The following is a 23,273-nucleotide window of genomic DNA, read 5'->3' as shown; positions in this document are numbered from 1 at the left end:
GCATACAACAATTGCGCCCCGATGCTCAAAAAGCCGGGGCTGCATCTTGCTCAAAATCCAGTGTCACTGGTAGGGGTTTGGCTCGCCGAGGCTTGCCAGAATTTCAATTTCGAGCTGCTCCATTTCTGCAGCTTCTTCATCGGTGTCGTGATCGTAACCCTGCGCATGCAGGACGCCATGCACTACCAGGTGCGCAGCATGTGACTCCACGGATTTCTTCTGCTCGGCGGCCTCGCGCTGCAGCACGTCGGTGCAGAGGATGATATCGGCCTGCGTGACTTCGCTATCCTCATCTTCCGTGTATGCGAAAGTGAGCACATTGGTAGCGTAATCTTTATCGCGATACTCGCGGTTGAGTGTCCTGCCTTCTTCCGCGTCGACGAAACGGATGGTCAGTTCCGCTGGCGCAAACAGCGCGGCCTGTACCCATTGGCGCAACTTGTTGCGCGGAATCAGTTCTTTCAAGCGAGGATCCGGGTACTGAACAGATAGCGTGAGCTTATTTTTTTGCGACATTTTTTACGGCTGCGCTTTTTGACGTGGCGGCCTCGTAAGCATCGACGATGCGCGCAACCAACGGGTGGCGCACCACATCGGCGCTGGTGAAATGGGTGAATGCGATGCCTCGCACGTTACGCAGGATCTGAACGGCATCGACCAGGCCGCTCTTTTGCGTGCGCTGCAAATCGATCTGCGTCACGTCGCCGGTGACCACGGCCTTGCTGCCAAAACCGATGCGGGTCAAGAACATCTTCATCTGTTCCGGCGTGGTGTTCTGCGCTTCGTCGAGGATGATGAATGCATGGTTCAGCGTGCGGCCGCGCATGTACGCCAGCGGCGCGATTTCGATCACCTGTTTCTCGAACATCTTCTGCGTGCGGTCGAAGCCGAGCAGGTCGTAGAGCGCGTCGTACAGGGGACGCAGGTAAGGATCGACTTTCTGGGTCAGGTCGCCTGGCAGGAAACCGAGTCGTTCACCGGCCTCCACGGCAGGACGCGTGAGCACAATGCGCTTGACCGCATCGCGCTCCAGCGCGTCGACGGCGCAGGCCACGGCGAGATAGGTCTTGCCGGTGCCGGCAGGGCCGACGCCGAAGGTCACATCGTGTTCAAGGATCGACTTGATGTACTGGTTCTGGTGCGGTGTGCGGCCACGCAGGTCATGCTTGCGGGTCTTCAGCGCAGGCCCGGCTTCCTCGTCCTGCTCTACTTCGTCTTTTTTCGCAGCCTTGCCTTCTTGTGTCACCGCGCGCTGCTCGACCAAGGCCAGTTGAACGTCCTCGACGGAAATCGTCTTGTCGGCGATCTGGTAGAAGTTTTCCAGCAGTTCCACCGCGCGCGGCGCGTTGTGGCCGCTGATGACAAATTTTTCACCGCGACGGAATATGGTGACATCCAGCGCCGCTGAAATCTGGCGCAGGTTTTCATCCATCGGTCCGCACAGATGTGCAAGCCGCTTGTTATCCAGCGGTTCCGGAGTGAAATGATGTGGCTGGGCAGGAATTTTGGTTTTCAAAAGTGGTGTCGACTCTCTTCAGATTCACTGTTTGATGACAAGTTCGCCGCGCAGCGAGTGTGGATAGGCGTGCACGATCTTGACGTCGATTAACTGGCCGACCAGGCGCTGCGCATTCGGCCCGCCGTCGAAATTGACGACGCGATTGTTCTCGGTGCGGCCTTGCAGCTCCTGCGGATTCTTCTTCGCCGGGCCTTCCACCAGGATGCGCTGCACACTGCCCACCATCTGCTGGCTGATTTTCAGCGTGTTGGCTTCGATGACTTCCTGCAGGTGCTGCAGGCGCTTGAGCTTTACTTCATGCGGCGTGTCGTCCGGCAGGTTGGCTGCCGGCGTACCTGGACGCGGACTGAAAATGAAGCTGAAACTGTGGTCGTAGCCGATGTCATTCACCAGCTTCATCAATGCCTCGAAGTCTGCCTCGGTTTCGCCCGGGAAGCCGATGATGAAATCGCTCGTGACGCAAATGTTCGGGCGGATCTCGCGCAGGCGACGGATCACCGACTTGTACTCAAGTACGGTGTAGCCGCGCTTCATCGCCATCAGGATGCGATCCGAGCCGTGTTGCACCGGAAGGTACAGGTGGTTGACCAGCTTCGGCACCTTCGCATAGGTATCGATCAGGCGCTGCGTAAATTCCTTCGGATGGCTGGTGACGAAGCGGATGCGTTCGATGCCGGGAATTTCGGCGACGTACTCGATCAGCAGTGCAAAGTCGGCAATTTCTCCGTCAGGCATTTCGCCGCGATACGCATTGACGTTCTGCCCCAGCAATGTGATTTCCTTCACGCCCTGCTCGGCGAGGCCGGCGACTTCGGCCAGGACGTCCTCAAAACGACGCGATACTTCCTCGCCGCGCGTGTACGGGACCACGCAGTAGCTGCAGTACTTGCTGCAGCCTTCCATGATCGAGACGAAGGCCGTCGCGCCTTCCACCTTGGCCGGCGGCAGGTGGTCGAACTTTTCGATTTCCGGAAAGCTGATGTCGACCTGCGCGCGCCCGGTTTCGCGCCGCCGGTGAATCAGATCGGGCAGGCGATGCAAGGTTTGCGGTCCGAACACCACATCCACGTAGGGAGCGCGCTTGACGATCGCTTCGCCTTCCTGTGAAGCTACGCAGCCACCGACGCCAATCACCAGACCGGGCTTTGTCTGCTTGAGTTCGCGCAGACGCCCGAGATCGGAAAATACCTTCTCCTGCGCCTTCTCGCGCACGGAACAGGTATTGAGCAGGATCACGTCCGCATCTTCCGGCGTATCGGTTTTCACGACGCCTTCGGCGGCGTTCAGTACGTCTGCCATCTTTTCCGAGTCGTACTCGTTCATCTGGCAGCCGAAGGTTTTGATAAAGACTTTTTTCGGCATGGGCTATCGGGAAGGGCTGTTTGTCTGCCTGGCAATCGACTGGCGCGCCTCGTCGACGGTCAGGATCCAGACGCGATCGACGTCGCCCTGAGCATCTTCAGTGTAATTGACAACAAAGTCGCTGCCGCGCAGCGACGCCGGCATCTGGATCAGGTTGTCCTCGTTCCAGATTCGTGCGCCGGGAGACAACGCGCGCAATTTACCTTCAATGAAGATCTGCGGGTAAGGGGCGGGGGACATCGTGCCGCGCTTGGTGTTGGCGGGAAACGGCCGTTCAAGCGCAAGCGCCGGAAGCGCGGTGACAGCAGACAAGAAAAACATGAGCAAGGGTCGTTGCCACATCTCATACCCCGTATCGTCTCAGAAGGGCCGGTCATTATACACCGCGCACCAGTGCATCAGTTGACGAAACCGGAACCCGGCTTGCACCGGGATATCCGAATCCATCGCGGATCGGAGCCGGTCGGCGCGGCAGCAGCATCCTGCGCCAGGAAAAAGCTCAAAAAATATTTTAACTAATTGACAATTATCAAAAACAAAACTATTGTCGCGCTTAAATCATTATCCATTTTGCAATTTTGCGGACGTTCAATCGCAATCAAGCGCACTCAGGGAGCAAATTGTTGATGTTGTCGCGCTTACTTCTGCTCGCTTCTCTTTCCTTCGTGGCGCTGGTGCAGGCAGTCGCCGAACCGCGTATGCCACAACCTGCGCCCGCCATCAGCGTGGACAAGCGGGCCTTGCAAGAGACGTACGGCGGCGTCGTGACCGATGAAACGGTGACCGTTGGCGGGCAGGATTTCTACCAGTGCTTCGTGACGGCATGGCGTGAGCGCGACTTGAGCGAACGCTATGTGATTTCAATTCATGAACGGCCGTCGGCGCGATGGGGCACACGGGTCTGGATCGAATACGCGCAGCGTCAGGTCTTCCAGATGCAGTTGCCTGTTGGACGTACAGGAATCCGGGCGTTGAGCGAACAGGCGGCGGAAATTGCCTATAAAAAAATCACCGATATCGAGGTTGAGCGTTTGCTGTTCCGCGATACGGACATGGGCGCCGACGAAATATAACAACAGACGGGGAAAGAGATGAACTGCATAAGAGCCGCAGCGCGGGCGACGCATGGCGTACTGCTTCTCGCGTTTGGCCTGGGAATGTCCGGAGTACGCGCGGGGGAGCTGGTCTATACGCCGGTCAATCCCAGTTTCGGTGGAAATCCGCTCAACGGATCGATACTCCTCAACGCTGCTCAGGCCCAGAACAAGACCAAGGATCCCGACGCGCCCCCGCCGCCGAAAACGACGCAGCAAACATCCTTGCAGCAGTTCAACGACATCCTCGAGCGTTCCGTGCTTAACCGCCTCGCATCGGCAGTGGCGTCAAACATCATGGGGCCAAACGGCCAGCTTGTGCCGGGCACGATCAATACCGGGGACTTTATGGTCCAGATTTCCGACCTCGGCGGCGGTCTGCTGCAGGTTACGACAACCGATCGCGCGACCGGCGCGACAACTTCCTTCCAGGTGGGGCAGCAATGAACCTGCTCTTCCGGATACGAGCGGGAGTGCTCCTGCTCGCGGCGCTGCTTGCGGGTTGCGCGACGTCGCAGGCTCCTTCCAATTCTGTCGCCAATGCCCAGTTGACGCCCGCCACCAAAATCACGCGCGACCTGTTGCGACTTCCGGAACCCAAGGGCAAGGTTGTCGCGGCTGTCTACGCTTTCCGCGACCAGACTGGACAGTACAAGCCATCGCCGGACAGCTCCTTCTCCACTGCAGTGACCCAGGGCGCGGCGTCCCTGCTGGTGAAGGCGCTGAAAGACTCGGGCTGGTTCACTCCGGTGGAACGAGAAAACCTCCAGGATCTCCTTACCGAACGCAAGATCGTGCGGGCGCTCGAAACGCCGCAGGACAAGAACGCACAGGCGAACATCAACCTGCCACCGCTCATGCCGGCAACGGTGCTGATCGAGGGCGGCATTGTCGCGTACGAGAGCAACGTACGTACCGGCGGGGCGGGTGCGCGCTACCTCGGCGTGGGCGGCAAGACGCAATATCGCGTCGACCAGGTCACGGTCAACCTGCGATCCATCGACATACGAACCGGGCAAATCCTCAACAGCGTCTCCACCACCAAGACGATCTATTCCTATGAGCTTTCCACCGGCGTGTTCCGCTTTGTGAATTTCAAGGAACTGCTCGAAATGGAGGCTGGCTATACCCGCAACGAACCCTCCCAACTGTGCGTGAGGGAAGCCATGGAGGCGGCAGTCGTCCATCTCGTGGTGCAGGGACTGAAAGACAAGGTATGGGCCCTGAAGAACCAGGCCGACAAGAACTCTCCCATCCTGCAGGCTTATCTGAAGGAGAGCAACGAGTATTTGAGCCAGGTCGAGAACGATACGCACGCGTCGAAGACCGCGTCTGAGCCGCCTGCGACGGTGGAACCAAATCCGATAGCCACAACAAGGGAGTGAATCCATGGAAAGAACCGGCATCTCGACGCATAGGGCTCCGTATTGTGCGATAGCGCTTCTTTTGGCCATTGTGCAGATCGCTGCCAGAGCGGGGGACCTCGCGTCAGGTTCGGAGCTGAGCGGGTCCGACTTCGGTGGATCCAGTCGCGGACTGTCTGCGCAGATATCGCAAACCGGCGAGCGCAACGAAGCGGTCATGAACCAGCAGGGCACATTTCATTCTGGCCAGGTTGCTCAGATCGGCAGCGGCAACGAAGTCAGCACCGCGCAGCGTGGCGAAGACAATCAGTTCGCCCTCAGGCAGTCGGGCATCGGCAATGCGCTGGAGCTGACCCAGGCCGGGCGGGCGAACCAGGCTTGTATCGCACAGACGGGCGATGGAAACCATGCGCTCGTCACGCAGTACGGAAATTCCAACCAGGTGAGTGTCCAGCAAGGCGCGCTCAGTCCCAGTCTCACCATCCAACAGCACGGCAATGGTCTTGCAGCAAGAGTGATCCAGTACTAGGGCGCTGGATCGCCCAGGTTAGTCCGCCCTATTCTTCAGAGGAGAGCACAATTGAAAACAAAACTGTCAGCATTGGCGTTCGCAATCAGCATGGCTTATGCCGCGTCGCCTGCATTTGGCCAGGCGATCATTTCGTCCACCGGTTCGGGCAATGAAGCGTACGTTGACCAGAACGCTTCCACCGGTGCGTACGCATCAATCACCCAGACCGGCAATGGCAACGTCGCAGGCGTCCCCGGTGCTACACCGAGCGATCCTGCGGCCACCACCGGCATCCGCCAAACGAGCAGCACGGCGGTCAATGCCGTGATTGAACAGGCTGGCAACTCCAATATCGCCAGCATCACGCAAGACACGGCGGCGAACAGCAATGCCTCTTCCAGCCAGCTCGGCAACTCGAACGTGGCAGCCACCTCCCAGACCGGGAATACCCAGAGCTCACAGGTCGTTCAGTCCGGAGCGAACAACACGGCTTCGGTTACGCAAAGCGGCGCCAACCAGACCGCGTCCGTAAGCACGACCAATTCGTTTAATGCCAGCGCAACGATCAACCAGATCGATGGCCTTGCGGCGGGAAATTCGGCATCGATCGCCCAGAATTCGGTCTATAACCAGGCTACGACCATTAATCAGTCCGGCAACAACCAGAATGCTAGCGTGACCCAAAACGTCGGCTCGAAAGAAGGCAGCGCGCTTGTGTCGCAATCCGGCGACAGCAATACTGCCAACGTCGTGCAGACCAATACCTGGTTCAGCCACGCATCGGTAACGCAGACCGATTCGCAGAACACGGCAAGCGTGACGCAAGGCCCGCTCGCTGATGCCAGCACCGCAACGGTATTCCAGTCCGGTAGCAACCAGCAAGCCACGATCAGCCAATCCGGTGGCACGGTATACGCGGGCGGTGGTTCCATTCAAGGCGATTACGCAGCCACGATCACGCAGTCCGGCGGTTTCGCCAACACTGCAACGGTCACCCAGTCCAATGGCTATCACGACACAGCGGTCATCAACCAGATTGGTACGCATGACCAGGTTGCGAGTGTGACGCAGTCCGGCAATGACAACAGTGCGACGGTCACGCAAAACAACGGATCGCACAATGGCAGCGCAACTGTGGCGCAGGCTGGTCACAGCAATACCGCCACCGTACTGCAGACGGACACCTGGTACAGCAACGCTACCGTCAATCAGAACGGCTCCTTCAATGCAGCCAATCTGACTCAGGGCGGCCTCGCAGATTCGAGCACTGCTTCGATCGATCAGTCCGGCAACAATAACGCCGCAACGGTCCAGCAAAGCGGTGGACTTGTAAACGTGGGTGGTGGCTCGATCCAGGGCCTGTACCAGGCCAGCGTGACGCAATCCGGCGACAACAACATTGCTGCCGTGACGCAGACGAACGGCTATAACAATGTCGCAACCGTGAGCCAGGACGGCACGCTGAACAACGCGTCGGTCACTCAGAGCCAGGCTTCCAATTCGCAGGCGCAGATCAGCCAAACCGGCAACAACAACGACGCGCTGGTCGGTCAATCGGGTGGCAATGCGCTGACCGGAAACGTCACGCAGACCGGCGACTGGAGCTATGCAACGATTGCCCAGGCCGGCAGCGGCAGCGTGGCCAACATCCTCCAGAACGGCGATGGCGGAAGCTTTGCCGCTCGGAATACTGCTGCAATCCTGCAGACTGGTAATGGCTTCGTTGCATCAATCAGCCAATCAGGTAATACGAACCATGCCGCAATCTGGCAGCACTGATCTTTACTGGTTCGCAAAGTACCAGTAAAGACTACGGCGGGCGAAATTTCGCCCGCCTTTTTTGCTTCATGAATCGAAGGAGGGCAGGATGGTCGCCGATGCAAATCTGCAGGTATGGCTCGATACGCAGGCCAATGTCGGGCAAACTTTGCTGGTTCCCTACGTGAAGAGTGTGACGGAGAGGCAGATAAGCTTCAGGCTTGACGTGATTCAGCGCGGTGGTTCAGGAACATCCCGCGTCAGTCAGCATGGGGTGGTTAAAGCTGCAGCGGAGGCGCCGACGTCACTGGGCAGGGTAGCGCTGGGAGTGCAGAAGAATGCGCAGTGCAGTATCGAACTTCAATTGAAAGAGGACGGACGCGATCTGGGCGTTTACCACTTCGAGTGTTCGCGCTAGCGGGCCTGCACCCGCTCACCGCAGATTCATTTCGCCGGTTACGACGGCGCGTGACTTCCAAATACATCGCAGCGCCGTCCGATTACTTGAGTGTATTGGCTTTGGGTTTTGCGTTCTCTACTTGCGCTTCGGAACGTGGCTTAACCAATTTCGGCATTTTGGCGGCAACCTGTTTTTGCTTTTAGGGGCAGGCCCCCACGCATGCCCCCAAAAGAACTGAATCTCAGCGAAACGAATTGGACGTGTTAAAACAAAAAACCCGCAATCTCCGAGCGAGAAGTGCGGGTTTTAGGACGTTCTTGGAATTCCAGAAACATCGAATTGGTGGGATAGGTGGAGTTGAATAAAGCCTTGAAATCCGCATGGATTCTGGCTATTAAATTAAATATCTGAAAGTATGGATGCAACTATGGATGCATAAACCATTCCTTAGCTGCAAGGATGTAATCGGAGGCGACATTTCACAACCTATGTCGCGCAAAGGCCTCTGCCATCGAGCTGGCGGGCATCTCCGTTTTTGAAATTAATATTCCCTCATCAATGAGGGGCGTGAGTTCTGCAAGAAAGTTATTCCCAAGTGTTGGCGGCCCGTTCCGTCTTGGTTGCTGCGGTGTTGGCCCGGATCGATGCCTGCGGCGATCTGTCCGCGGGCCTCGTCGCGTTTGAAGCCTGCATCCCTTACGGAAACCTCGGGTAGGTACCAAACGAGAACAGCTTTTCGTTGCTCAAAGCGTACTAGAACCGCCGCCAGCGCACTGACAGGAATCACAAAAACACGGCTAAGGCGCACCATGTAAGACTTTGTCGATGCGGTCAATTTTCGATATCCCCGGAAATACCCTCAAAACCGTTAATCTTCGTAAATATTGGGCATGCGGACGGTTTTCTTGCCGAGAGACATTCGTTTTACCGAAGTGTGTTCATTAATAAGAACTTGACGTTCCTAAATCTTGCTTACGCAACATTGAGCTCGTGTCCAGCGCGCGGTCTGGTACGCTCCGGTTGCTGCGTCCGACAGGACTCACATCGGTGCTGGGTTCGATCTCTCCCGCGATCGACTCCTTCATCAGCTGCCCTGCACGGCCAACACGATCGTTTTGATTGCTGTACGGACGCTGTCGCGCTGGACATTGAACGACAATCCCCCATTTCCCTTTTCCGTGGTTGGTGAAACTCCTGTAAGCCTATCCTTCAGCCCTACAGGGGCAGGCTGCCCGCCAAACGACAGTTTCATCTCGAATTTCTTTCCAGAATTAAAGACCGTTAGCATGATCTTCGTACCATCCGACGGGCATTCCATGGCGATATGCGGTTCTTCGGTGTCTGTATTCACGGACCTGTAGAAAGGGGCTGTGAATGGAACCAGCTCGCCTTTTGCCGCCATATCCTGAAGCACCGTCCGGTACAAGTGATAGGAGTAAAGCTCGACATGGTCGCCATTCATCCGCTGCTTACGAAGAAGGTAAATGCGGTCGGGTGATTGGTAACGAATCATGTGGAATTGGCAGTATTCCAGCACTGCTGGACAGCGTATGAACGGCTCGCGCCAGTCATTTGTCGCAGGCGCATCAGCAATGATTCGCTCCAGAGAAGCGGATAGGTTTACATCGGTGTCTACCATATCAAGCAACTCCTTGACATAGCGGCGCTTCCGTTCCGCTTCGCCGCTACCCTCGATATTCCCACGCAGGAACCGTTTCCAGCTGGTGTCGCGACCATACATTTGGAGAAAATGGCGGTTTCGTCCAGCTGCGAGCAAGTAATCGCCGATCGTGAGTAACGCGCGCTCCCAGCGCTTATCGCCGAGGGCGGAAGGCCCACCTGAAAACACGCGCGACGCCTTGCTGAAATAATCGTCGAATTTGCTTTGGAGCGTCTTATCTTCGCCGTCCGACCAATCGGCGGCTTGATGCATTTTCCAGCGCTCGAGTACACCGGAAAACTGGAAGAGGAATTCAATCTGTCCACTGAAGTACGGGTGTGCTTCGGCCTTCAGGATACGTGTCCTCCAATCATCGCTGCGTGCAAGCAAGTGTGCCTTGAGCTGTTCCTCCCGCATCTGCTGCTCAAAGAAGCCCGCCGAGTCGACTGACGGTTGGCGTAAGTAGGCCAGAATATCCTGCGCATGCTCTATCAGGTTGTTGACCGCCTTTACGCTACGGCGAAAGTCGTCAACGTCGTCGTACGATGTATTGCTCGATAGGTTGACCACCACCCGCATCCAATCGGCCAAACTATCGGGCTGCAATTGATGTTGATAGCGGCGTAGGTAAGTGGTGTATGCATGGAATTGCACCAGTTCCGCGTAAGTCAGCTTCGTGCTGTCCGACACAACGTCAAGGAACGCCTTGCGCTCATCGTAATAAGGGAAGCCCGCCAATATGGGGCGGATCCCATCTTTCCCACCGGACCATACGTCCAACGTGGCAACCAGCGTCTCGAGCAGCGCTGTGTCCAAGCATCCCTCGTCCCGGTAACGCAAGAAAGAGAACGATGAGAACGGGCTCCTCAGTTGGGTAAGCAGCGCTCTCGAGGTTCCGGCATCGGGGTCACGCGTCACGGTGGCCAGGGTCCGCACCAAGTGCATGATGCGGTCGTCGAACAGCATGGTTTCGTTGTTCCTGTAGTGCCAGAACAAATCGCCCCATACGGTGTCGATCTTATGGCTGAAGTATTCCTTGAGCGTGACAGGTTTGCCATGCAATGTATGGTCTTTTCGCGGGAACAAGTTCCCGATGTGGTTCTCTAGCCGTGCTTTGAATGTTTCAAACGCAGTCAGTGGTTTGCCGCGCGCGTTCATTTTGATATAGAGATCGTCGCTCAAGCCAAAGCTTCTTAGGTCAAGGAGCTGGAATGTAATATAAGGCTGTGTCGGATGTACCAGGCGCGCATAACACCCACTGCTGCCAGAAAACCGGCGGTGTATTGCATCCAGCATGGCGAGCGCCGATTGGATAGTTGGGTCCAGCCGCCAGGCGCGGAAGAACCAGGGTTGATCGACGATCACCCTTGATAGGACGCCGGCCTGCGCGGCGCCTTCAGGGGGCGTCCAGCAAACCAAGGCATCAAAGAACTCCCGGCTGCTGGGGCGGACCGTATAGGTGAAGCGTGACCTCTTTCCGTCCCGAATAAACGCATTGAAGTCGTCTGCGGCACCGTCGTTCCAAGCCAAGTACCAATGCAGCAAGAACAAGGTTGTCAGGCGTTGCTGCCCATCCAGGGGGGAAAATGCCATCCGGCCACCTGGTGGCGCACTGCCATAGATGAAATCGAGGTCAAGTGGAAGGGATGAATCTCCTTCGGATTTCATCAAGGCTGCGTAAAGCGCTGACAAGAATTCCTCCCGCACTTCTGTCTCTGATGCACGGCCTTGGGCATAGTCCCGCTGAATAATCGGGACTTCAACGAACGCATGTACTTCAAACAGGCCCTTGAACGTCACCTGCTTGCCGATACCAAATTCAACAATCGCATTCATTGAAAAGCCCCCGCTTCATCGCTGCAGAAAAACGTCGCGAGCGTGTGCGCTATCGCGGACTGGTAGTTCGCCATGTCTCCAGCAGTCCAAAACAACATGTTGTCGAGTTTCTTGCTGTAGCATTTCATGAAGACATTCTTCGTACACAGAGGTACAAACACGCCGTCCTTATCGCGGTCGATGATTTGCTTCCGCTTGACCGGAAATACTGCATTCTTGTAGCCGCGGTTCGTGGCGGAGTCGAGTAGCGTCAGGTTGCCGATTCCATTTTCGACAGCCATTTCGTCGCTTTCGCCGAAGTGCTGTAACACCGCGTCATACAAGCGGTTGAACCGCTCTGGCCCGTCCCGAGTTGGTCCATCTTGGTCCCGCAGTTCCTGGAATTGCTGCTCGACTTCGTCCCGGAGCGCAGATGCCTCCTCACTCCACGCAAAATACTCATGGAGGTCGTTGATCCATTTTCTCCGCTCAGGTTGCCCATTCGGCCTGCCTGTTGCCACTGCGCGGATATGCTCGAGGTCCCAGCTCTCTTCCTTGAAGCGGTCGAACGGGAAGCGGAGGTTCGCATCCCGGTTTTGTAAGAGGGTGGCGATATTGAACAGTAGCAGGACTGATCGGATTTTCTTCTTTCCCGTGCTTGCCTCGTAGTCCAGCCGTTCGAGTTCCGCAGCAATATGCGCTTCCAGGTCGGCCGGCTGTGCATGTACCCGCAACTGGCGGTTCATCAAGCGCTCGAAAATTCGCTGTTTGAGAGTGCGCCGGAATCCTGTTTTGGACGGCCCGTCTGCCGCCTTCCTTATTTCAACGAGGTCGTCGCCATCGTGCACGAGAAAGCCAACCAGGTGGTACAGGATGCGGTCGCTGAACCACTCTTCCAGCCGCATAAAGTACTGCTTCACCATCAGCCATTCCGCTGCAACAGCGGTACCGGGACCAGACAATTTCTCATGGTAGAAATAGAAGGTGCCATAATTGTCCTGGGCTTCGCCGGAGGGCCGGTCGGCTTCGCGTGCGATGAGCTGAAAGAGATACTCGATCCGGCTTGGCGGGATCTTCGTGCCGTCATGGAGGAAGTACCAGACCTCGTTGTTTTGCAGTGTCTTCTCGATCGCATCCCATTCCTGGGCAATTGCGGTACGTTCGAGGTGGCTTGTCACAGGGTTGAAATTACTCTCACGAAGGAACAGCGCGCGGACGAGCTCCGCATTTGTAAGTGGAATTTTCCCTACGTTTAACCTCGTGAATGCCAGTACGGCGTCTTCGTGCCGGGGTAATTCATACCAGATGACCCGGGCATTCTTCCCGATCTTGTCAGTGTTGGTCAGGCACTGGGCCAACTTCATCTTGTAGCTCCCGTCCTGTCCCGCGAACCAGTCCTCGATCGCGCGATCAGCCTTGCAAATATGATAGAAGTCGATATTTTCCTTTTCTCGGCCGGGATCAACTTCCTCAAGGAATTTCGCACTCGATTCGCGCGTCTCAAAGGTGAGGGTGAAGCGCTGTTTCCCCATCATCTGAAGGAATCCGTCCAGACGTCGCAGGATCAGGAAAATCGTGGTCAAGCGTTGCTGTCCATCGACCAATTCCCAGGAACCATCGTCGCGGAGCAGTACCACAACAGGCTGGAGGCAGTAGAAGGCAGTGCGATCCTGGTCCTCGGCCGCTACCGCGAATTCACTCAGGTCGTCCAGCAGGTTGATGACCTGGCGCTCAGTCCAGCGGTAACCACGTTGGTACGCTGGCACGTAAAAAGGTTTGCCGAGGATGTCATTAATCGCCACGAGGCGGATATTTGTATCGCTCATTGTTTTCCGTATACCCACAACTTGATGTCTTGCCATTTTAGACCGGATATTGCCAGGGGCTTGCAACGCACGGCGTTTGCGATTGACCCTCAGCAAATGCAACGAGATTGAAAGTCTTACCTAGCAACAGAACAGGCCGAAACTACTTTCGATATGTGCTTTTCGGAAGCTACTATGGTTCGAAATGACCGCAACTTGTATATTGTCTAGTGGCGAATATTTGATGCCTTCCGGGTCACTAGAAAAAAGGTCAAAAAATGACAAAATCAAAACCGCATGCGACCGCACTTGACAGCAGCGTCGTTATGAACAACGAACGTCCCGCTCCCGATGGGGATGACATCATTTCAAAGGGCACGGCATATTTTCGGATCGACAGGGCAGCGGCACTACTTGGCTGTACTTCCGAAGATTTATTGCACCTGGGAGCAACGGGTAATGCGGAAATCATCGCGCCAGTTATCGCGGGCGGCGGCTATGAGTGGCCGGTTGCCTGGGATGGCACGCCATTTCCTGACCTGGAGCCGTCATTTCACGCCGAATTTAATGCGGCCGACCGCGTGATTCTGTCAGCATTTGATCTTGCCAAAATCGAAGGGATAGGATGGACAATCCCCACTTTCTTTTGTGCGCCTGCGAAGGCGCGCGAGGTGACGGAAAATTGGCACGGGTCAGCCTTTTTTGGGCAAGGTGAGTTAAGTGCGCCCGAACCGCAAGGCCTAGGCGCTGAAACTGGTGACGGCGTGGATGGGGAGCGTGCAGACCATTCCCCGGAACGAGTGTTCACGGATGCCGACGTCATTGCAGCTAAATCGTATCGTCCTAACCGTGGTATGCCGAAGCAATGGCATACGCCAAATCCCAAACACGAAAAAGCCTTTCTGAAGCGAATGGATGAAAACGCTGTCTCGATCCCGTGGTATGCGGTCAATCCGGTCGCCCGCCATATTGATGACGCATACGCCGATGGGCTGGATGCCAAGGTGGTAAACGACAAGATCGCCGAATTTGAGAGAAACAGGCCCCCGGCGGAAAAAACCACCATTGCCCACTTGTTCATTGCCAAACCGGAGCTGCTTCGACTGAAAAGCGGGTTGCCGCAGAATGACGCGGCGTTAGAGCGAAACAAGCAGATGCAAGCGCAAGCCGAGAACAAAAGGCCCCACGGCGGAGCGGAACGATTTGCCATACCGCGCGTTCCGGTATTGCAAGCAGCAATCTATTGCGCAGCTAAAGAGCCGGCACTTTTTCAAAATGCCACAGAATGGACGACGCGCATATTTCAGACCGAAGCACGTGGAATATGGCGGCGGCAAGGCACCATTACATTGAGAGAGTCTACAATTGAAGGGTTGTTGAGAGATGCAGTGAATGGAAGATTTACGCGTCCAGCGGACTAAAACCGGCGACTAAGAGTTAAATTAACTCACGCGACGGTCAATTTAGTCCCTAAAATCTGCCGGTCCGAATCAGTACGATGCAAACCATACCGGTATTTCCCGGTGTCTCCAAAGGAGGATTCATATGGCTCAGCAACGTCCACCCCTCGCCATGCTGCGTATCAAGCAAGTCGTCGCGCAGCTGTCAATCTCGAAGTCGAATATTTACGATCGCCTCAACCCGCGCTCACCGCGCTATGACGCGTCGTTCCCGAAACCGGTAAAGCTCGGTAATTCGACCGTATTTTTTTCCCACGAGATCGACGCCTTCATCTTGTCCAAGGTTGCCGGCAGCCGCGGCGCAAATGCCGACAACAATTAACACGCCCAGTACCACGCCGGCACACGTCCGCGTCCCGCACGGGCCGGGCATGTGCCGCAGCTGGCTACAACGGCCTTCTCCCGGCTAGAAAACCGTGGCCGCACAGGCGGATTCAGTCACGCCGGCAATGCAATGCGAAGACGAGAGGCAATGTTTAGTTGCGGTCGTTGGCGTTGCCCACGCACTGCCTGCGCTAGTTGGCCAACGCAGTCGAGCGGCTCTTCGCCCAACAATCACCACCACGCAGGCACTTGACATCTGAACCAAGGCGTCAAGCCGTACAACAATTGAGTAAAAGAGGTTATCGATGGATAGTAAATACGACTCTGAAGCCACCATTCCCGGCAATCCGGAACAACAACTGATCGAGCAACTGGACGCATTGCAGCCGAGTAAACAACAGCAAAAAGCGGTGCTGTTCCAGAAACTGTATCCGGCAATCGAGCGCGCGCTGGCGCGTGAGGTGCCGCAAAAGACAATCGTAGCCCAACTGAAGCAGATGGAGTTGCATCTCTCCATGGGCGGCTTTCGCTCGATGCTGGAAGCGGAGCGAAAGCTGCACGCAGAAAAGGGCGAATGCCTGTATTGCGCGCACTGCGGATCGCCCATTCCCACGTCGAAGGAGCTGGCGACACAACAAGTCAGTGCAGTCGATGATCGCATTGAAGAGTAAGCGATAAGCTGTGGCCAACCAAGGTGGGTTCGCTGCGGAGCAAGTACATATCACTACACGCGCGAATCTTCAGCGTCAAAAGAAGGGCTGGTGCGAACCAGTGCCGACACACAGCGTCCGCTGGAGAAGGCGTAATCAGCAGACATCAACCAGTTATTTTAGGAAGTCAAATGAAAATCACGAAAAATTCAGCATCATTCAGTGCGCGGGGCACTTCGTTCTACGCCCAAGCCGAGCGCATGATAAATGGCGACGGCATCATGTCGAATTCAGGCAAGTGTCCTTCCGAGATCGGCGTGAAGGAGATCGCATGAACTTCACAATGACACCGCCTCCATACCCATTGGGCGAGTTTCATCTCGCCGCCAGGGAGGCTGCCGGGGAAGTAGTGAGGCACGTCCAGGCACCGGACGCATTGGTCGGTATGGCGTTTCTGACGAGTATGTCTGCGTCGGCACAAGGTTTGTACGATGTGCGTCTGCCGACTGGCCAGGTCCGTCCGCTTTCGTTGAATCTGCTGATGGTGGCAGACTCTGGTGAGCGCAAGACTGGCGTGGACAATCTTGCGTCAGCACCGATCTACGCCTTTGATCAATTGCGCATGAGGAAGTACGGGGTCGACGTTGAAGAATACGAACTGGAGATGCGTATCTGGAAATCGGTAGATGCCGGCCTGCGTCGTCAGATTACAAAGCTGACACAAGAAGGACAGCCGATCGACGAGTTGTGCCGCCGGTTGTCCGAACACGCGACTGGCAAACCGATCAAGCCGAGACTGCGGCGCATCATGCGGCAGAACGCGACCGAGCGTGCGATCATGGATGCAATCGAGGGCGACGGTGAGTCAATCGCATTCATGTCGGACGAAGGCGAAATCATTATCAAGGGAGGTGCGCTCAATCAGACTGGCACACTCAACAAGACATGGGACGGTGCTCCCATGTTGGCACTCGACCGCAGCGACGGCGTAAGCATTGTCGCGCGCAATCCCCGTGTCACTGTCGCCTACATGGTTCAGCGGCAGGTGCTCAAGGAGCTGCTAGATCGGCGTGGCGATGTCATGCGCGGTTCAGGTCACTGGGCGCGATACCTTATCGGATGCCCGGCGTCGACCCAAGGCACTCGCTACGCTTATCAGCTCGACACGACCTGGACTTACCTGCCGAAGTTTCAGGAGCGTATGCGCGAATTGCTCGACGAATTCGGCCAGCGTATGGACGCGGGTGTGATCGAGCGAACGATACTGGAGTTTTCGGAGGACGCGATTGTGCGCAGCATAGAGCTGACGAATCAAACCGAGTCGATGCTAAGCCCGTGGGGTTACCTGCACGACATCAAGGACTTTGCCTCCAAGGCGGTGGAAATCATAAGCCGAGTTGCAGCATTGCTCCATGTGTTCTCGAAGCAGGAGGGCAAGATTTCGGTCGATACCCTTAATCGTGCTGTAAAAATTGTCGAATGGCACATCCACGAATTCAAACGGCTCTTCTCGCCCAACTTTGCGGTTCCGCAAGAGCAAGCAGATGCGCAAGTGCTCGAACACTACTTGCTCACTCACTACTGGCATCGCAATTACAATTTCGCGCAGCGGAACCAGGTACTTAGGAACGGGCCGATTCGCCCGGCGTCACGGCTGGAGGCCGCGCTAAATTGCATGATTGCAGCAGGTCGCGTGCGTATCACAGTCGGCCCCAAACGAGAGCGCTACATCGAACTCAGTAGCGCATACTTCGGCTCATTGGGCGGTGGCGCATCGATCTAGACGTTCGATCGGGTTTCGTTGGCAGGGGCAACCGGTGCAATGAGCATAAGTTGCTAACCGATCGGCATGTCAAAGGGGGCAGTTTGCCCCCCTTTTTTTGTCCTTCACCAAACACAGCCACGACGACGTCAGGTTCATGAACCGTCAAATCGATTTCACTTGAAGCAAAGCCAGGCGCGGCTAACTCAAGACACAAACGAAATTTGTCGGCGATTGAATTCATCATTGCGCTAAGGCTTCGTCTGGCGAGCATCCGAAGCGCCGAATCGAAACACTCGGAATATGCAAGGCGCGTTCTTACCTGCCGATCCGGGTTGGGTGCGCGGTTTGCAATAGCGTGTGAAAACATTTGTTCAGTTGACACTTTTTGGAAAAGGCATCGTTTTACGTGCGATTCATGCGACTAATCGCATGAATCGCGTCCTCCAAGGCGTGGGGCGGGCATCATAGAACGGCGACGGATGTGCCTAAAGGTTTTGCGGCTCCCATGCCGCATGCTCGATTCCCAGTGATAGCCGTTCTGCCAACGCCTTCATGAAACGGACAACGAATGCGGCGACTGGGGCCATCTCCGTATCGATGGACTGCGCACGCTCGTCCGGATAACAGGCTCAAACGGTTACACCCTTTTCTTCACCGAAGTTGCGCCGCATGTTTTCGTGCAAGTGCGGCGCACTCGTACCAGCGCGATCGTCTGCTGCCATAGACGCGCCCCGTATTGACATGTGGACGCATCCATATGGAATTGCCGACTGCGCATGATCCGTCGCTGCCTAACCCCTTCTACACATTGGTGATGGATCAGTGCGGGACGCATGCATCATGTATCTTGCTTGAGCTTGACGTGTGAATGCGGTGTACGTGCCTGTACCAGCCGTGCTTTATCTTCTTCCGTCATGTTCCTGATCCCTCCCGGTCCGATGTGCCGCTCCGGTGCACGCTCGATACCTTGCGCTTCCAGACTCCGGTGGTCGACCCGCGCAGCGTGGCCGTGCTTCTCGAGCGCGGCATTCTGGATATCCGCCCAGAGCTTGCGCTTGGCCACCAGTTCTTCTCGCAGCACTTGGGCTGACTTGCCACCACTGTCTTTCCTCGCTCCACCACGCGATGGATAGTGCGGGTTGTAACGTCGAAACATCTGGTCGATGGGACGTTCAAATCCGTCCGGGATGCGATCGCAGACCAGCACGTGCGCGTGCGGATTGCTCTGGCAGCTTAATGCGCCCACCGGCTGATGGATAGCGAACTGGAATGGTTTGTCGCCAATCGTGCCGTCGATGAATTCATGCAGCACCTCTTTCTGCTGCTCGAGCGTCAGCTCGGCGGGCAAGGCTAGTTCGAATTCCCGCGCCGCGCACCCGTTGGCCCGCTCGTGTTTATCTGCGCTCTTCCACAAGCAGTAAGGGTTACCGTTTGCAGATTCAGGCAGATTGCCGGATCCCGTTGCCACGAGATCATCCCCGCGAGTGCGGTACTTGCCTTCGCGGGCGATGTACGTTGACCGGTCGGCGGCTTTGCCCTTCATATGACTTTTTACCCTAAGGTGATAGGTTGACATCGTTTTCTCTCCATTCGTTGAACATAGCAAGAACGGTGTTTCTTGCTGCGATGGAGTGAGGGTGCAAGCGAGTTGCGAGAACATGTGCAGAGAAAGGGTAATTGCGCACACCCAATCTCCTCCTATAGTGATATCCCTGCTCTATGCAGTAATGGATCAGCTATCTTTCACTATTTATTACCTTCGCTACTTGACCTACTCACTCCATATACATACGGAGTGATGTAAAAAAATACTTGTATGGTTCTACCAATGTGTATCAAACAGTTGGCATCCACATGTTCCGGATCGGTCGTACATATCAACAGCGAGAACATGATCGAACCGATTTCGATATAAGAGGCGGAAAAAAAAGACAGGATGACCCTGTCTTTTTCATGTGAGTTGCCGTTTGCTTCCGTGCAGATGGGAAGCGACATCCGCTCTAGAGGCGCACCGACAACTCCATCAGTACTCGCATGGCAATAGCAAGGTGGTGACGGAGCGATCCCACTCGGTGATGATCCAGACTCGGTCATCGCCATCTATCGGGTAACTGGACAAGATACGATCGTTCTCGCTGACTGCCGCGTGATTGGCAGCGGCATCTTCCGGATCAAGGCTTCCCCAGTCTCCTCGTACATGCCTAGCGAGCAGCTGCATCGGTGACCTGCCATGACGCGTCAGCAAATCTAATGCGCCGGGCGTTGCGACAATCTGTCCCAAGGAAAAAAGGTCGGAAGTGTCTTTCGTGTGGGTGAGTTCTTCTGCTTTCATAGCGTTTCCTTTCTCGGCAAACAGTGCACCAGTAATCTCTTTCGCTGTGTGCGGAAGCGGGCAAAGCATGCATGCTTGGTGAAGGGGAAAATTTATAGCGGAAGCGATACCGTCAACGTCATGCCTTCGTGCACGGCGCTGTCGATTGCAAGCTTGCCCCCGAGGGCGGTGATTCGCTCCCGCATGCAGGACAATCCGAACGAATTCGTCCTTGCGTGCTCGACAGGCGCACTGCCGATGCCGTTGTCGGATACCGTCATGACGATGTGCTTGTTATCGATGTACACGGTGACCCAAACGCGACTTGCCCGGGCATGCCGGTGCACATTGGTGAGGGATTCCTGCAACGTTCGAAACAGCGCCGTGGCGCAGTGATCGTTCACGACGATGTCGCCGACGTTCCATGCCAGGTCGCAGGCAATCCCGCTGCGCCGCATGAATTCCGCGCATTGCCATTCAGTTGCCCCGCGCAGTCCGAGGTCCAGCAGGGCGGGGCGAAGGCCACGGATGACGGCGCGTACGCTCTGCATCGTCGTGTCGAGTTGCGCCAGCACATCTTCGATAACGGTCTGTAGTTGCGGATGCGCGTCGGCGATGCAGTCGCGTAGCCTCAATAGGTCCATGCGCAGCACCAGTATCTGCTGGCCCAGTTCATCGTGGATGTCTCGAGCAATGCGCTTGCGTTCATCTTCCCGTATCCATTCGTCATTGGCCGATATGCGGGGGATCGTGTCGAATGGCGGAACAGCTTGGTTATCGTCGCCAGAAATCCGGCTTTTCGCTCGATGGGTCATAGGGTTCTCCATGGAAGTGGCCATCGGACGGGGGCATATTGCGCCGTCCGATTATGCCGATAAGAAATACAATGAGGAAATTGCGGTGATATATCGGGCGTCGGGATAGGTGGCGGGCACTATCGATCTCGTACCCAGTTGACGTATGCTGCCAATACCGTCGTTGAAAGAACGCCAGCTACGAAGGCAATCGCGAATGCGGCAAGGCTTTCAAGAGACGATGCGTTGTTTCCCATGTGAGCTTCCTTTCAATTTTTGCGCGCATAAATTTGCGTTGGAAAAACGACAACTGCTGCGGAGAAAGTGTGTGCAAGAGGGGCGGCATGATTCCAATCGTTGACCGCCCCAGCTTGCTGATCCGGCGCTTTTGCTTGCTGTGACCTGACCTGAGATTTTCGGGTCACGGTAAATTTGAGAAGATAGCTCCCAAACGAAAGGGAGCAATGAAGAAGAACCGATACAGTGACGAGCAAATCGTCCGGATTTTGCGGGAAGCCGACAAGTCACCGATTGCGGAGGTAGCCAAGCGCCATGGGGTAAGCGAGCAAAGCATCTACGGCTGGCGCAAGCGTTTTGGCGAGATGGGGACCGATGAGGAAAAGAATCTCAAGGCACTGGAGTAGGAGAATGCCAGGCTCAAGAAGCTGCTGGCAGAACGAGATCTTGAAATCGAAGTGATGAAGGAGATTTCAAGAAAAAATGGTGAGCGCAAAAGCTCGTCGGATTGCGGCGCTATATGCAATTGAGCGAGGAATCTCTCAACGACGAGCTTGTGCGCTCATGCACGTGGCAAGGTCTAGCCTGCTGTATGTCCCGACTCTGTCACAGAAGAACGCAGCCATGGTCAGTGCGATGCACAGGCTGCCACGCCAATACCCGCGCTACGGACCGCGCCGTATCCGGACTTTCCTGGGGCGGGAAGGTATTGAGGTCGGCAAGGAGAAATGCGGCCGCCTGTGGGCGCAACAAGGGCTACACATGCCACGCAAGCATCCGCGCCGCAGAGTGGCAACCAGTCGGCCGCGGCCTCTTGCACCGGCCAAGGCAAACTCGGTATAGAGCTACGACTTTGTCTTCGACGCCTGCGCTAACGGACAGCAAATCAAGTGTCTGACGGTAGTCGATGAATACACTCGTGAGGCGCTTGCCATTGATGTGGCTGGATCAATTCGCTCGGGTCGAGTGATTGAGGTGCTGTCGCGCGCTATCAGTATGCGTGGCGCACCGCGTTATTTGCGCAGCGACAACGGCCCGGAGTTCGTCAGCCCCGCACTTCTCAAATGGACCGTCGAGCAAGGGATAAAATGTGCACTCATCGATCCCGGCAAGCCTTGGCAAAACGGAACGACAGAAAGCTTCAACGGCAAGTTCCGCGACGAGTGCCTCGCCATGGAGTGGTTCAGGAATCGTCTCGAGGCCAGGGTTGTTATCGAGGATTGGCGGCAGCACTACAACCGCGTACGACCGCATTCCAGCCTGAACTACGAAACCCCAGAAGCGTTCAGCATGAAAGCAGCGACAACTTTATCAACCGGAGCTATCCCAAATTAGCTTGGTCCGAAAAAACCGGTCAGGTCAGCTATAGCCTTCCCGATGAACGAATACATGTTTGAGTTTTTTCTTTTCCTGATTGCTTCGTGCTACTCAAGAGGCATCCCGTATGCCGGGATTGAACTTCATAACTGCAGGCGACAAGCGGGCTAATTGATGTCCTCCAAATAAAGAGTGCCAATCGAGATTTAGTAAAGTTCGCTTGGTGAGGTCACGGCAAAACCCTCGAATGAGATCAGCAGGGGCGCTCGCGTAGAATTTGTGAAGTAAGGGAAAGGAGGCAACATCTGCTTATCGCTGTACGGTCCGCATACGACTCGCTCAACCCGAATGAGACTTCTGCTCTCGCGTCTTCAATTGTGTGGATCGTAAGACGGTGGATGCAAGGGCAGGAAGTGGGGTTAAATAAATGCTCCTGCATTATTACCTGAGGGGGATATGTGATTGAAAATTTTTGCAATCAACTATCGATAGCGGCATAACGTCAAACTGGCAGCACAATCTTGTATGTCACCCATAAATTAAGTTCGTTCGATGTCGCAGAAAGCGACGCAGCACATTCGCTATTAATCAGAGGCATCCTATTTCTGTATGTGCAAGAAGTTCGTCAACATGGCGACGCTAAACAGCGACAACCCGGCATCTCGCGGCGCTGGTGATTCGTTATGTACAGCGAATTCGTTCATAAAGCGATGCAAACCTGACGGAATGTTCGACCGGCGGCGCGCCAAGTGCCGATACCCAGGCGGCGCCTTCGGCCAAAACATCGTATTTTTCCGAACTGTCCGCTTATAGGGCTTTCCTCGCTCGTTGGCGTTGACGTTGCGAGTGTTGGAAGTCGTGGTGCTTCCGTAGAAAAGCGCGTTGGTCGGCCCGATTGAGGAGGTAGACAAGTTCATTGAAGACTCTATGGCAGGGGGCGGCGGGGCCGCAGCGTAGTGGACTGCGCAATACTGGCCTGAGCCAACACTAGAGCGGTTTTCACATCAATAAAAGGGAAAGGAACATCAGGCGCAAAAGGATGTCCTCATGGGATTGTGAAGCTGGAGGTGTCCTCATGGCTGCTCCCTATTCAGAGGATTTGCGTCGGAAGGTGGTCCAGGCATGCG

General features: G+C 55.7%; 20 protein-coding genes and 1 pseudogene. 12 read left to right on the top strand and 9 right to left on the bottom strand.

Annotated elements, in window-relative coordinates; genetic code table 11:
• Nucleotides 1–63 precede the first annotated feature (63 nt).
• From ybeY to VJ698_RS04550, 4 genes are read right to left on the bottom strand one after another with little or no spacing between them, the layout of a single operon-like run.
• Entirely contained in the window at nt 64–516 is a 453-nt protein-coding gene (gene ybeY, locus VJ698_RS04565; protein ID WP_324101514.1) for an rRNA maturation RNase YbeY, read from the bottom strand.
• Nucleotides 500–1,516, bottom strand: coding sequence for a PhoH family protein (locus VJ698_RS04560; protein ID WP_324101513.1), 1,017 nt, complete (start codon nt 1,514–1,516; stop codon nt 500–502). The genes ybeY and VJ698_RS04560 overlap by 17 nt, the downstream gene beginning before the upstream one ends.
• Before the next feature lie 24 nt (nt 1,517–1,540).
• A complete protein-coding gene (gene miaB / locus VJ698_RS04555; RefSeq protein ID WP_324101512.1) occupies nt 1,541–2,881 on the bottom strand; it encodes a tRNA (N6-isopentenyl adenosine(37)-C2)-methylthiotransferase MiaB in 1,341 nt (446 codons plus the stop codon).
• Between the two features lie 3 nt (nt 2,882–2,884).
• A complete protein-coding gene (locus tag VJ698_RS04550; RefSeq protein WP_324101511.1) occupies nt 2,885–3,202 on the bottom strand; it encodes a hypothetical protein in 318 nt (105 codons plus the stop codon).
• Between the two features lie 305 nt (nt 3,203–3,507).
• On the opposite strand from VJ698_RS04550, the gene VJ698_RS04545 reads away from it, so the two are divergent.
• From VJ698_RS04545 to csgH, 6 genes are all read left to right on the top strand, one after another.
• The gene (locus tag VJ698_RS04545; RefSeq protein ID WP_324101660.1) at nt 3,508–3,954 is read left to right on the top strand and encodes a CsgE family curli-type amyloid fiber assembly protein; all 447 of its coding nucleotides are present in this window, start codon (nt 3,508–3,510) and stop codon (nt 3,952–3,954) included.
• A gap of 18 nt (nt 3,955–3,972) precedes the next feature.
• The gene (locus VJ698_RS04540; protein WP_324101510.1) at nt 3,973–4,422 is read left to right on the top strand and encodes a curli assembly protein CsgF; all 450 of its coding nucleotides are present in this window, start codon (nt 3,973–3,975) and stop codon (nt 4,420–4,422) included.
• A complete protein-coding gene (locus VJ698_RS04535) occupies nt 4,419–5,360 on the top strand; it encodes a CsgG/HfaB family protein (protein ID WP_324101509.1) in 942 nt (313 codons plus the stop codon). The genes VJ698_RS04540 and VJ698_RS04535 overlap by 4 nt, the downstream gene beginning before the upstream one ends.
• A gap of 4 nt (nt 5,361–5,364) precedes the next feature.
• Nucleotides 5,365–5,868 (top strand): hypothetical protein, encoded by a 504-nt coding sequence (locus VJ698_RS04530; RefSeq protein WP_324101507.1) that lies wholly within the window; start codon nt 5,365–5,367, stop codon nt 5,866–5,868.
• 51 nt (nt 5,869–5,919) lie between these two features.
• A complete protein-coding gene (locus tag VJ698_RS04525) occupies nt 5,920–7,629 on the top strand; it encodes a hypothetical protein (RefSeq protein ID WP_324101506.1) in 1,710 nt (569 codons plus the stop codon).
• Between the two features lie 88 nt (nt 7,630–7,717).
• Entirely contained in the window at nt 7,718–8,026 is a 309-nt protein-coding gene (gene csgH / locus VJ698_RS04520) for a curli-like amyloid fiber formation chaperone CsgH (protein ID WP_324101505.1), read from the top strand.
• Between the two features lie 1,066 nt (nt 8,027–9,092).
• On the opposite strand, the gene VJ698_RS04515 is transcribed toward csgH, so the two are convergent.
• Both VJ698_RS04515 and VJ698_RS04510 read right to left on the bottom strand, forming a co-directional pair.
• Nucleotides 9,093–11,504, bottom strand: a complete 2,412-nt coding sequence (locus tag VJ698_RS04515) for a DUF262 domain-containing protein (RefSeq protein ID WP_324101504.1) — start codon at nt 11,502–11,504, stop codon at nt 9,093–9,095.
• A complete protein-coding gene (locus VJ698_RS04510; protein ID WP_324101503.1) occupies nt 11,501–13,309 on the bottom strand; it encodes a DUF262 domain-containing protein in 1,809 nt (602 codons plus the stop codon). The genes VJ698_RS04515 and VJ698_RS04510 overlap by 4 nt, the downstream gene beginning before the upstream one ends.
• Nucleotides 13,310–13,614: 305 nt before the next feature.
• On the opposite strand from VJ698_RS04510, the gene VJ698_RS04505 reads away from it, so the two are divergent.
• The 5 genes from VJ698_RS04505 (at nt 13,615) to VJ698_RS04485 (ending at nt 17,505) form a co-directional block, all read left to right on the top strand.
• Nucleotides 13,615–14,709: a hypothetical protein gene (locus VJ698_RS04505; protein ID WP_324101502.1), complete on the top strand. Its 1,095-nt coding sequence runs from the start codon at nt 13,615–13,617 to the stop codon at nt 14,707–14,709.
• Nucleotides 14,710–14,833: 124 nt separating this feature from the next.
• The gene (locus VJ698_RS04500; RefSeq protein ID WP_324101501.1) at nt 14,834–15,070 is read left to right on the top strand and encodes a helix-turn-helix transcriptional regulator; all 237 of its coding nucleotides are present in this window, start codon (nt 14,834–14,836) and stop codon (nt 15,068–15,070) included.
• Between the two features lie 307 nt (nt 15,071–15,377).
• Complete coding sequence (locus VJ698_RS04495; RefSeq protein WP_324101500.1) at nt 15,378–15,743, top strand: hypothetical protein; 366 nt, start codon at nt 15,378–15,380, stop codon at nt 15,741–15,743.
• A gap of 170 nt (nt 15,744–15,913) precedes the next feature.
• Nucleotides 15,914–16,057 (top strand): hypothetical protein, encoded by a 144-nt coding sequence (locus VJ698_RS04490; protein WP_324101499.1) that lies wholly within the window; start codon nt 15,914–15,916, stop codon nt 16,055–16,057.
• Entirely contained in the window at nt 16,054–17,505 is a 1,452-nt protein-coding gene (locus VJ698_RS04485; protein ID WP_324101498.1) for a YfjI family protein, read from the top strand. Before VJ698_RS04490 ends, VJ698_RS04485 begins: the two co-directional genes overlap by 4 nt.
• A gap of 820 nt (nt 17,506–18,325) precedes the next feature.
• Here the strand turns inward: VJ698_RS04485 and VJ698_RS04480 are convergent.
• The 3 genes from VJ698_RS04480 to VJ698_RS04470 form a co-directional block, all read right to left on the bottom strand.
• On the bottom strand, nt 18,326–19,063 hold the full coding sequence (locus tag VJ698_RS04480; RefSeq protein WP_324101497.1) for a MobA/MobL family protein: 738 nt from the start codon (nt 19,061–19,063) through the stop codon (nt 18,326–18,328).
• 447 nt (nt 19,064–19,510) lie between these two features.
• Nucleotides 19,511–19,819: a hypothetical protein gene (locus tag VJ698_RS04475; RefSeq protein ID WP_324101496.1), complete on the bottom strand. Its 309-nt coding sequence runs from the start codon at nt 19,817–19,819 to the stop codon at nt 19,511–19,513.
• Nucleotides 19,820–19,911: 92 nt separating this feature from the next.
• Nucleotides 19,912–20,613, bottom strand: a complete 702-nt coding sequence (locus VJ698_RS04470) for a sensor histidine kinase (RefSeq protein WP_324101495.1) — start codon at nt 20,611–20,613, stop codon at nt 19,912–19,914.
• Between the two features lie 443 nt (nt 20,614–21,056).
• On the opposite strand from VJ698_RS04470, the pseudogene VJ698_RS04465 reads away from it, so the two are divergent.
• Nucleotides 21,057–22,164, top strand: a pseudogene (locus VJ698_RS04465) (IS3 family transposase).
• Nucleotides 22,165–23,273 lie beyond the last annotated feature (1,109 nt).

This window comes from Noviherbaspirillum sp. (genome assembly GCF_035254685.1).
Classification (GTDB): domain Bacteria; phylum Pseudomonadota; class Gammaproteobacteria; order Burkholderiales; family Burkholderiaceae_D; genus Noviherbaspirillum.
The sequence above is the reverse complement of the archived record's forward strand: the minus strand, read 5'-3'. Positions and strand labels throughout refer to the sequence as shown.

Coding starts and splice junctions, on each gene's coding strand:
- ybeY (WP_324101514.1), bottom strand. CDS start 516: ATGTCGCAAAAAAATAAGCTCACGCTATCTGTTCAGTACCCGGATCCT.
- miaB (WP_324101512.1), bottom strand. CDS start 2,881: ATGCCGAAAAAAGTCTTTATCAAAACCTTCGGCTGCCAGATGAACGAG.
- VJ698_RS04550 (WP_324101511.1), bottom strand. CDS start 3,202: ATGTTTTTCTTGTCTGCTGTCACCGCGCTTCCGGCGCTTGCGCTTGAA.
- VJ698_RS04545 (WP_324101660.1), top strand. CDS start 3,508: ATGTTGTCGCGCTTACTTCTGCTCGCTTCTCTTTCCTTCGTGGCGCTG.
- VJ698_RS04540 (WP_324101510.1), top strand. CDS start 3,973: ATGAACTGCATAAGAGCCGCAGCGCGGGCGACGCATGGCGTACTGCTT.
- VJ698_RS04535 (WP_324101509.1), top strand. CDS start 4,419: ATGAACCTGCTCTTCCGGATACGAGCGGGAGTGCTCCTGCTCGCGGCG.
- VJ698_RS04530 (WP_324101507.1), top strand. CDS start 5,365: ATGGAAAGAACCGGCATCTCGACGCATAGGGCTCCGTATTGTGCGATA.
- csgH (WP_324101505.1), top strand. CDS start 7,718: ATGGTCGCCGATGCAAATCTGCAGGTATGGCTCGATACGCAGGCCAAT.
- VJ698_RS04515 (WP_324101504.1), bottom strand. CDS start 11,504: ATGAATGCGATTGTTGAATTTGGTATCGGCAAGCAGGTGACGTTCAAG.
- VJ698_RS04510 (WP_324101503.1), bottom strand. CDS start 13,309: ATGAGCGATACAAATATCCGCCTCGTGGCGATTAATGACATCCTCGGC.
- VJ698_RS04505 (WP_324101502.1), top strand. CDS start 13,615: ATGAACAACGAACGTCCCGCTCCCGATGGGGATGACATCATTTCAAAG.
- VJ698_RS04500 (WP_324101501.1), top strand. CDS start 14,834: ATGGCTCAGCAACGTCCACCCCTCGCCATGCTGCGTATCAAGCAAGTC.
- VJ698_RS04495 (WP_324101500.1), top strand. CDS start 15,378: ATGGATAGTAAATACGACTCTGAAGCCACCATTCCCGGCAATCCGGAA.
- VJ698_RS04490 (WP_324101499.1), top strand. CDS start 15,914: ATGAAAATCACGAAAAATTCAGCATCATTCAGTGCGCGGGGCACTTCG.
- VJ698_RS04485 (WP_324101498.1), top strand. CDS start 16,054: ATGAACTTCACAATGACACCGCCTCCATACCCATTGGGCGAGTTTCAT.
- VJ698_RS04480 (WP_324101497.1), bottom strand. CDS start 19,063: ATGTCAACCTATCACCTTAGGGTAAAAAGTCATATGAAGGGCAAAGCC.
- VJ698_RS04475 (WP_324101496.1), bottom strand. CDS start 19,819: ATGAAAGCAGAAGAACTCACCCACACGAAAGACACTTCCGACCTTTTT.
- VJ698_RS04470 (WP_324101495.1), bottom strand. CDS start 20,613: ATGACCCATCGAGCGAAAAGCCGGATTTCTGGCGACGATAACCAAGCT.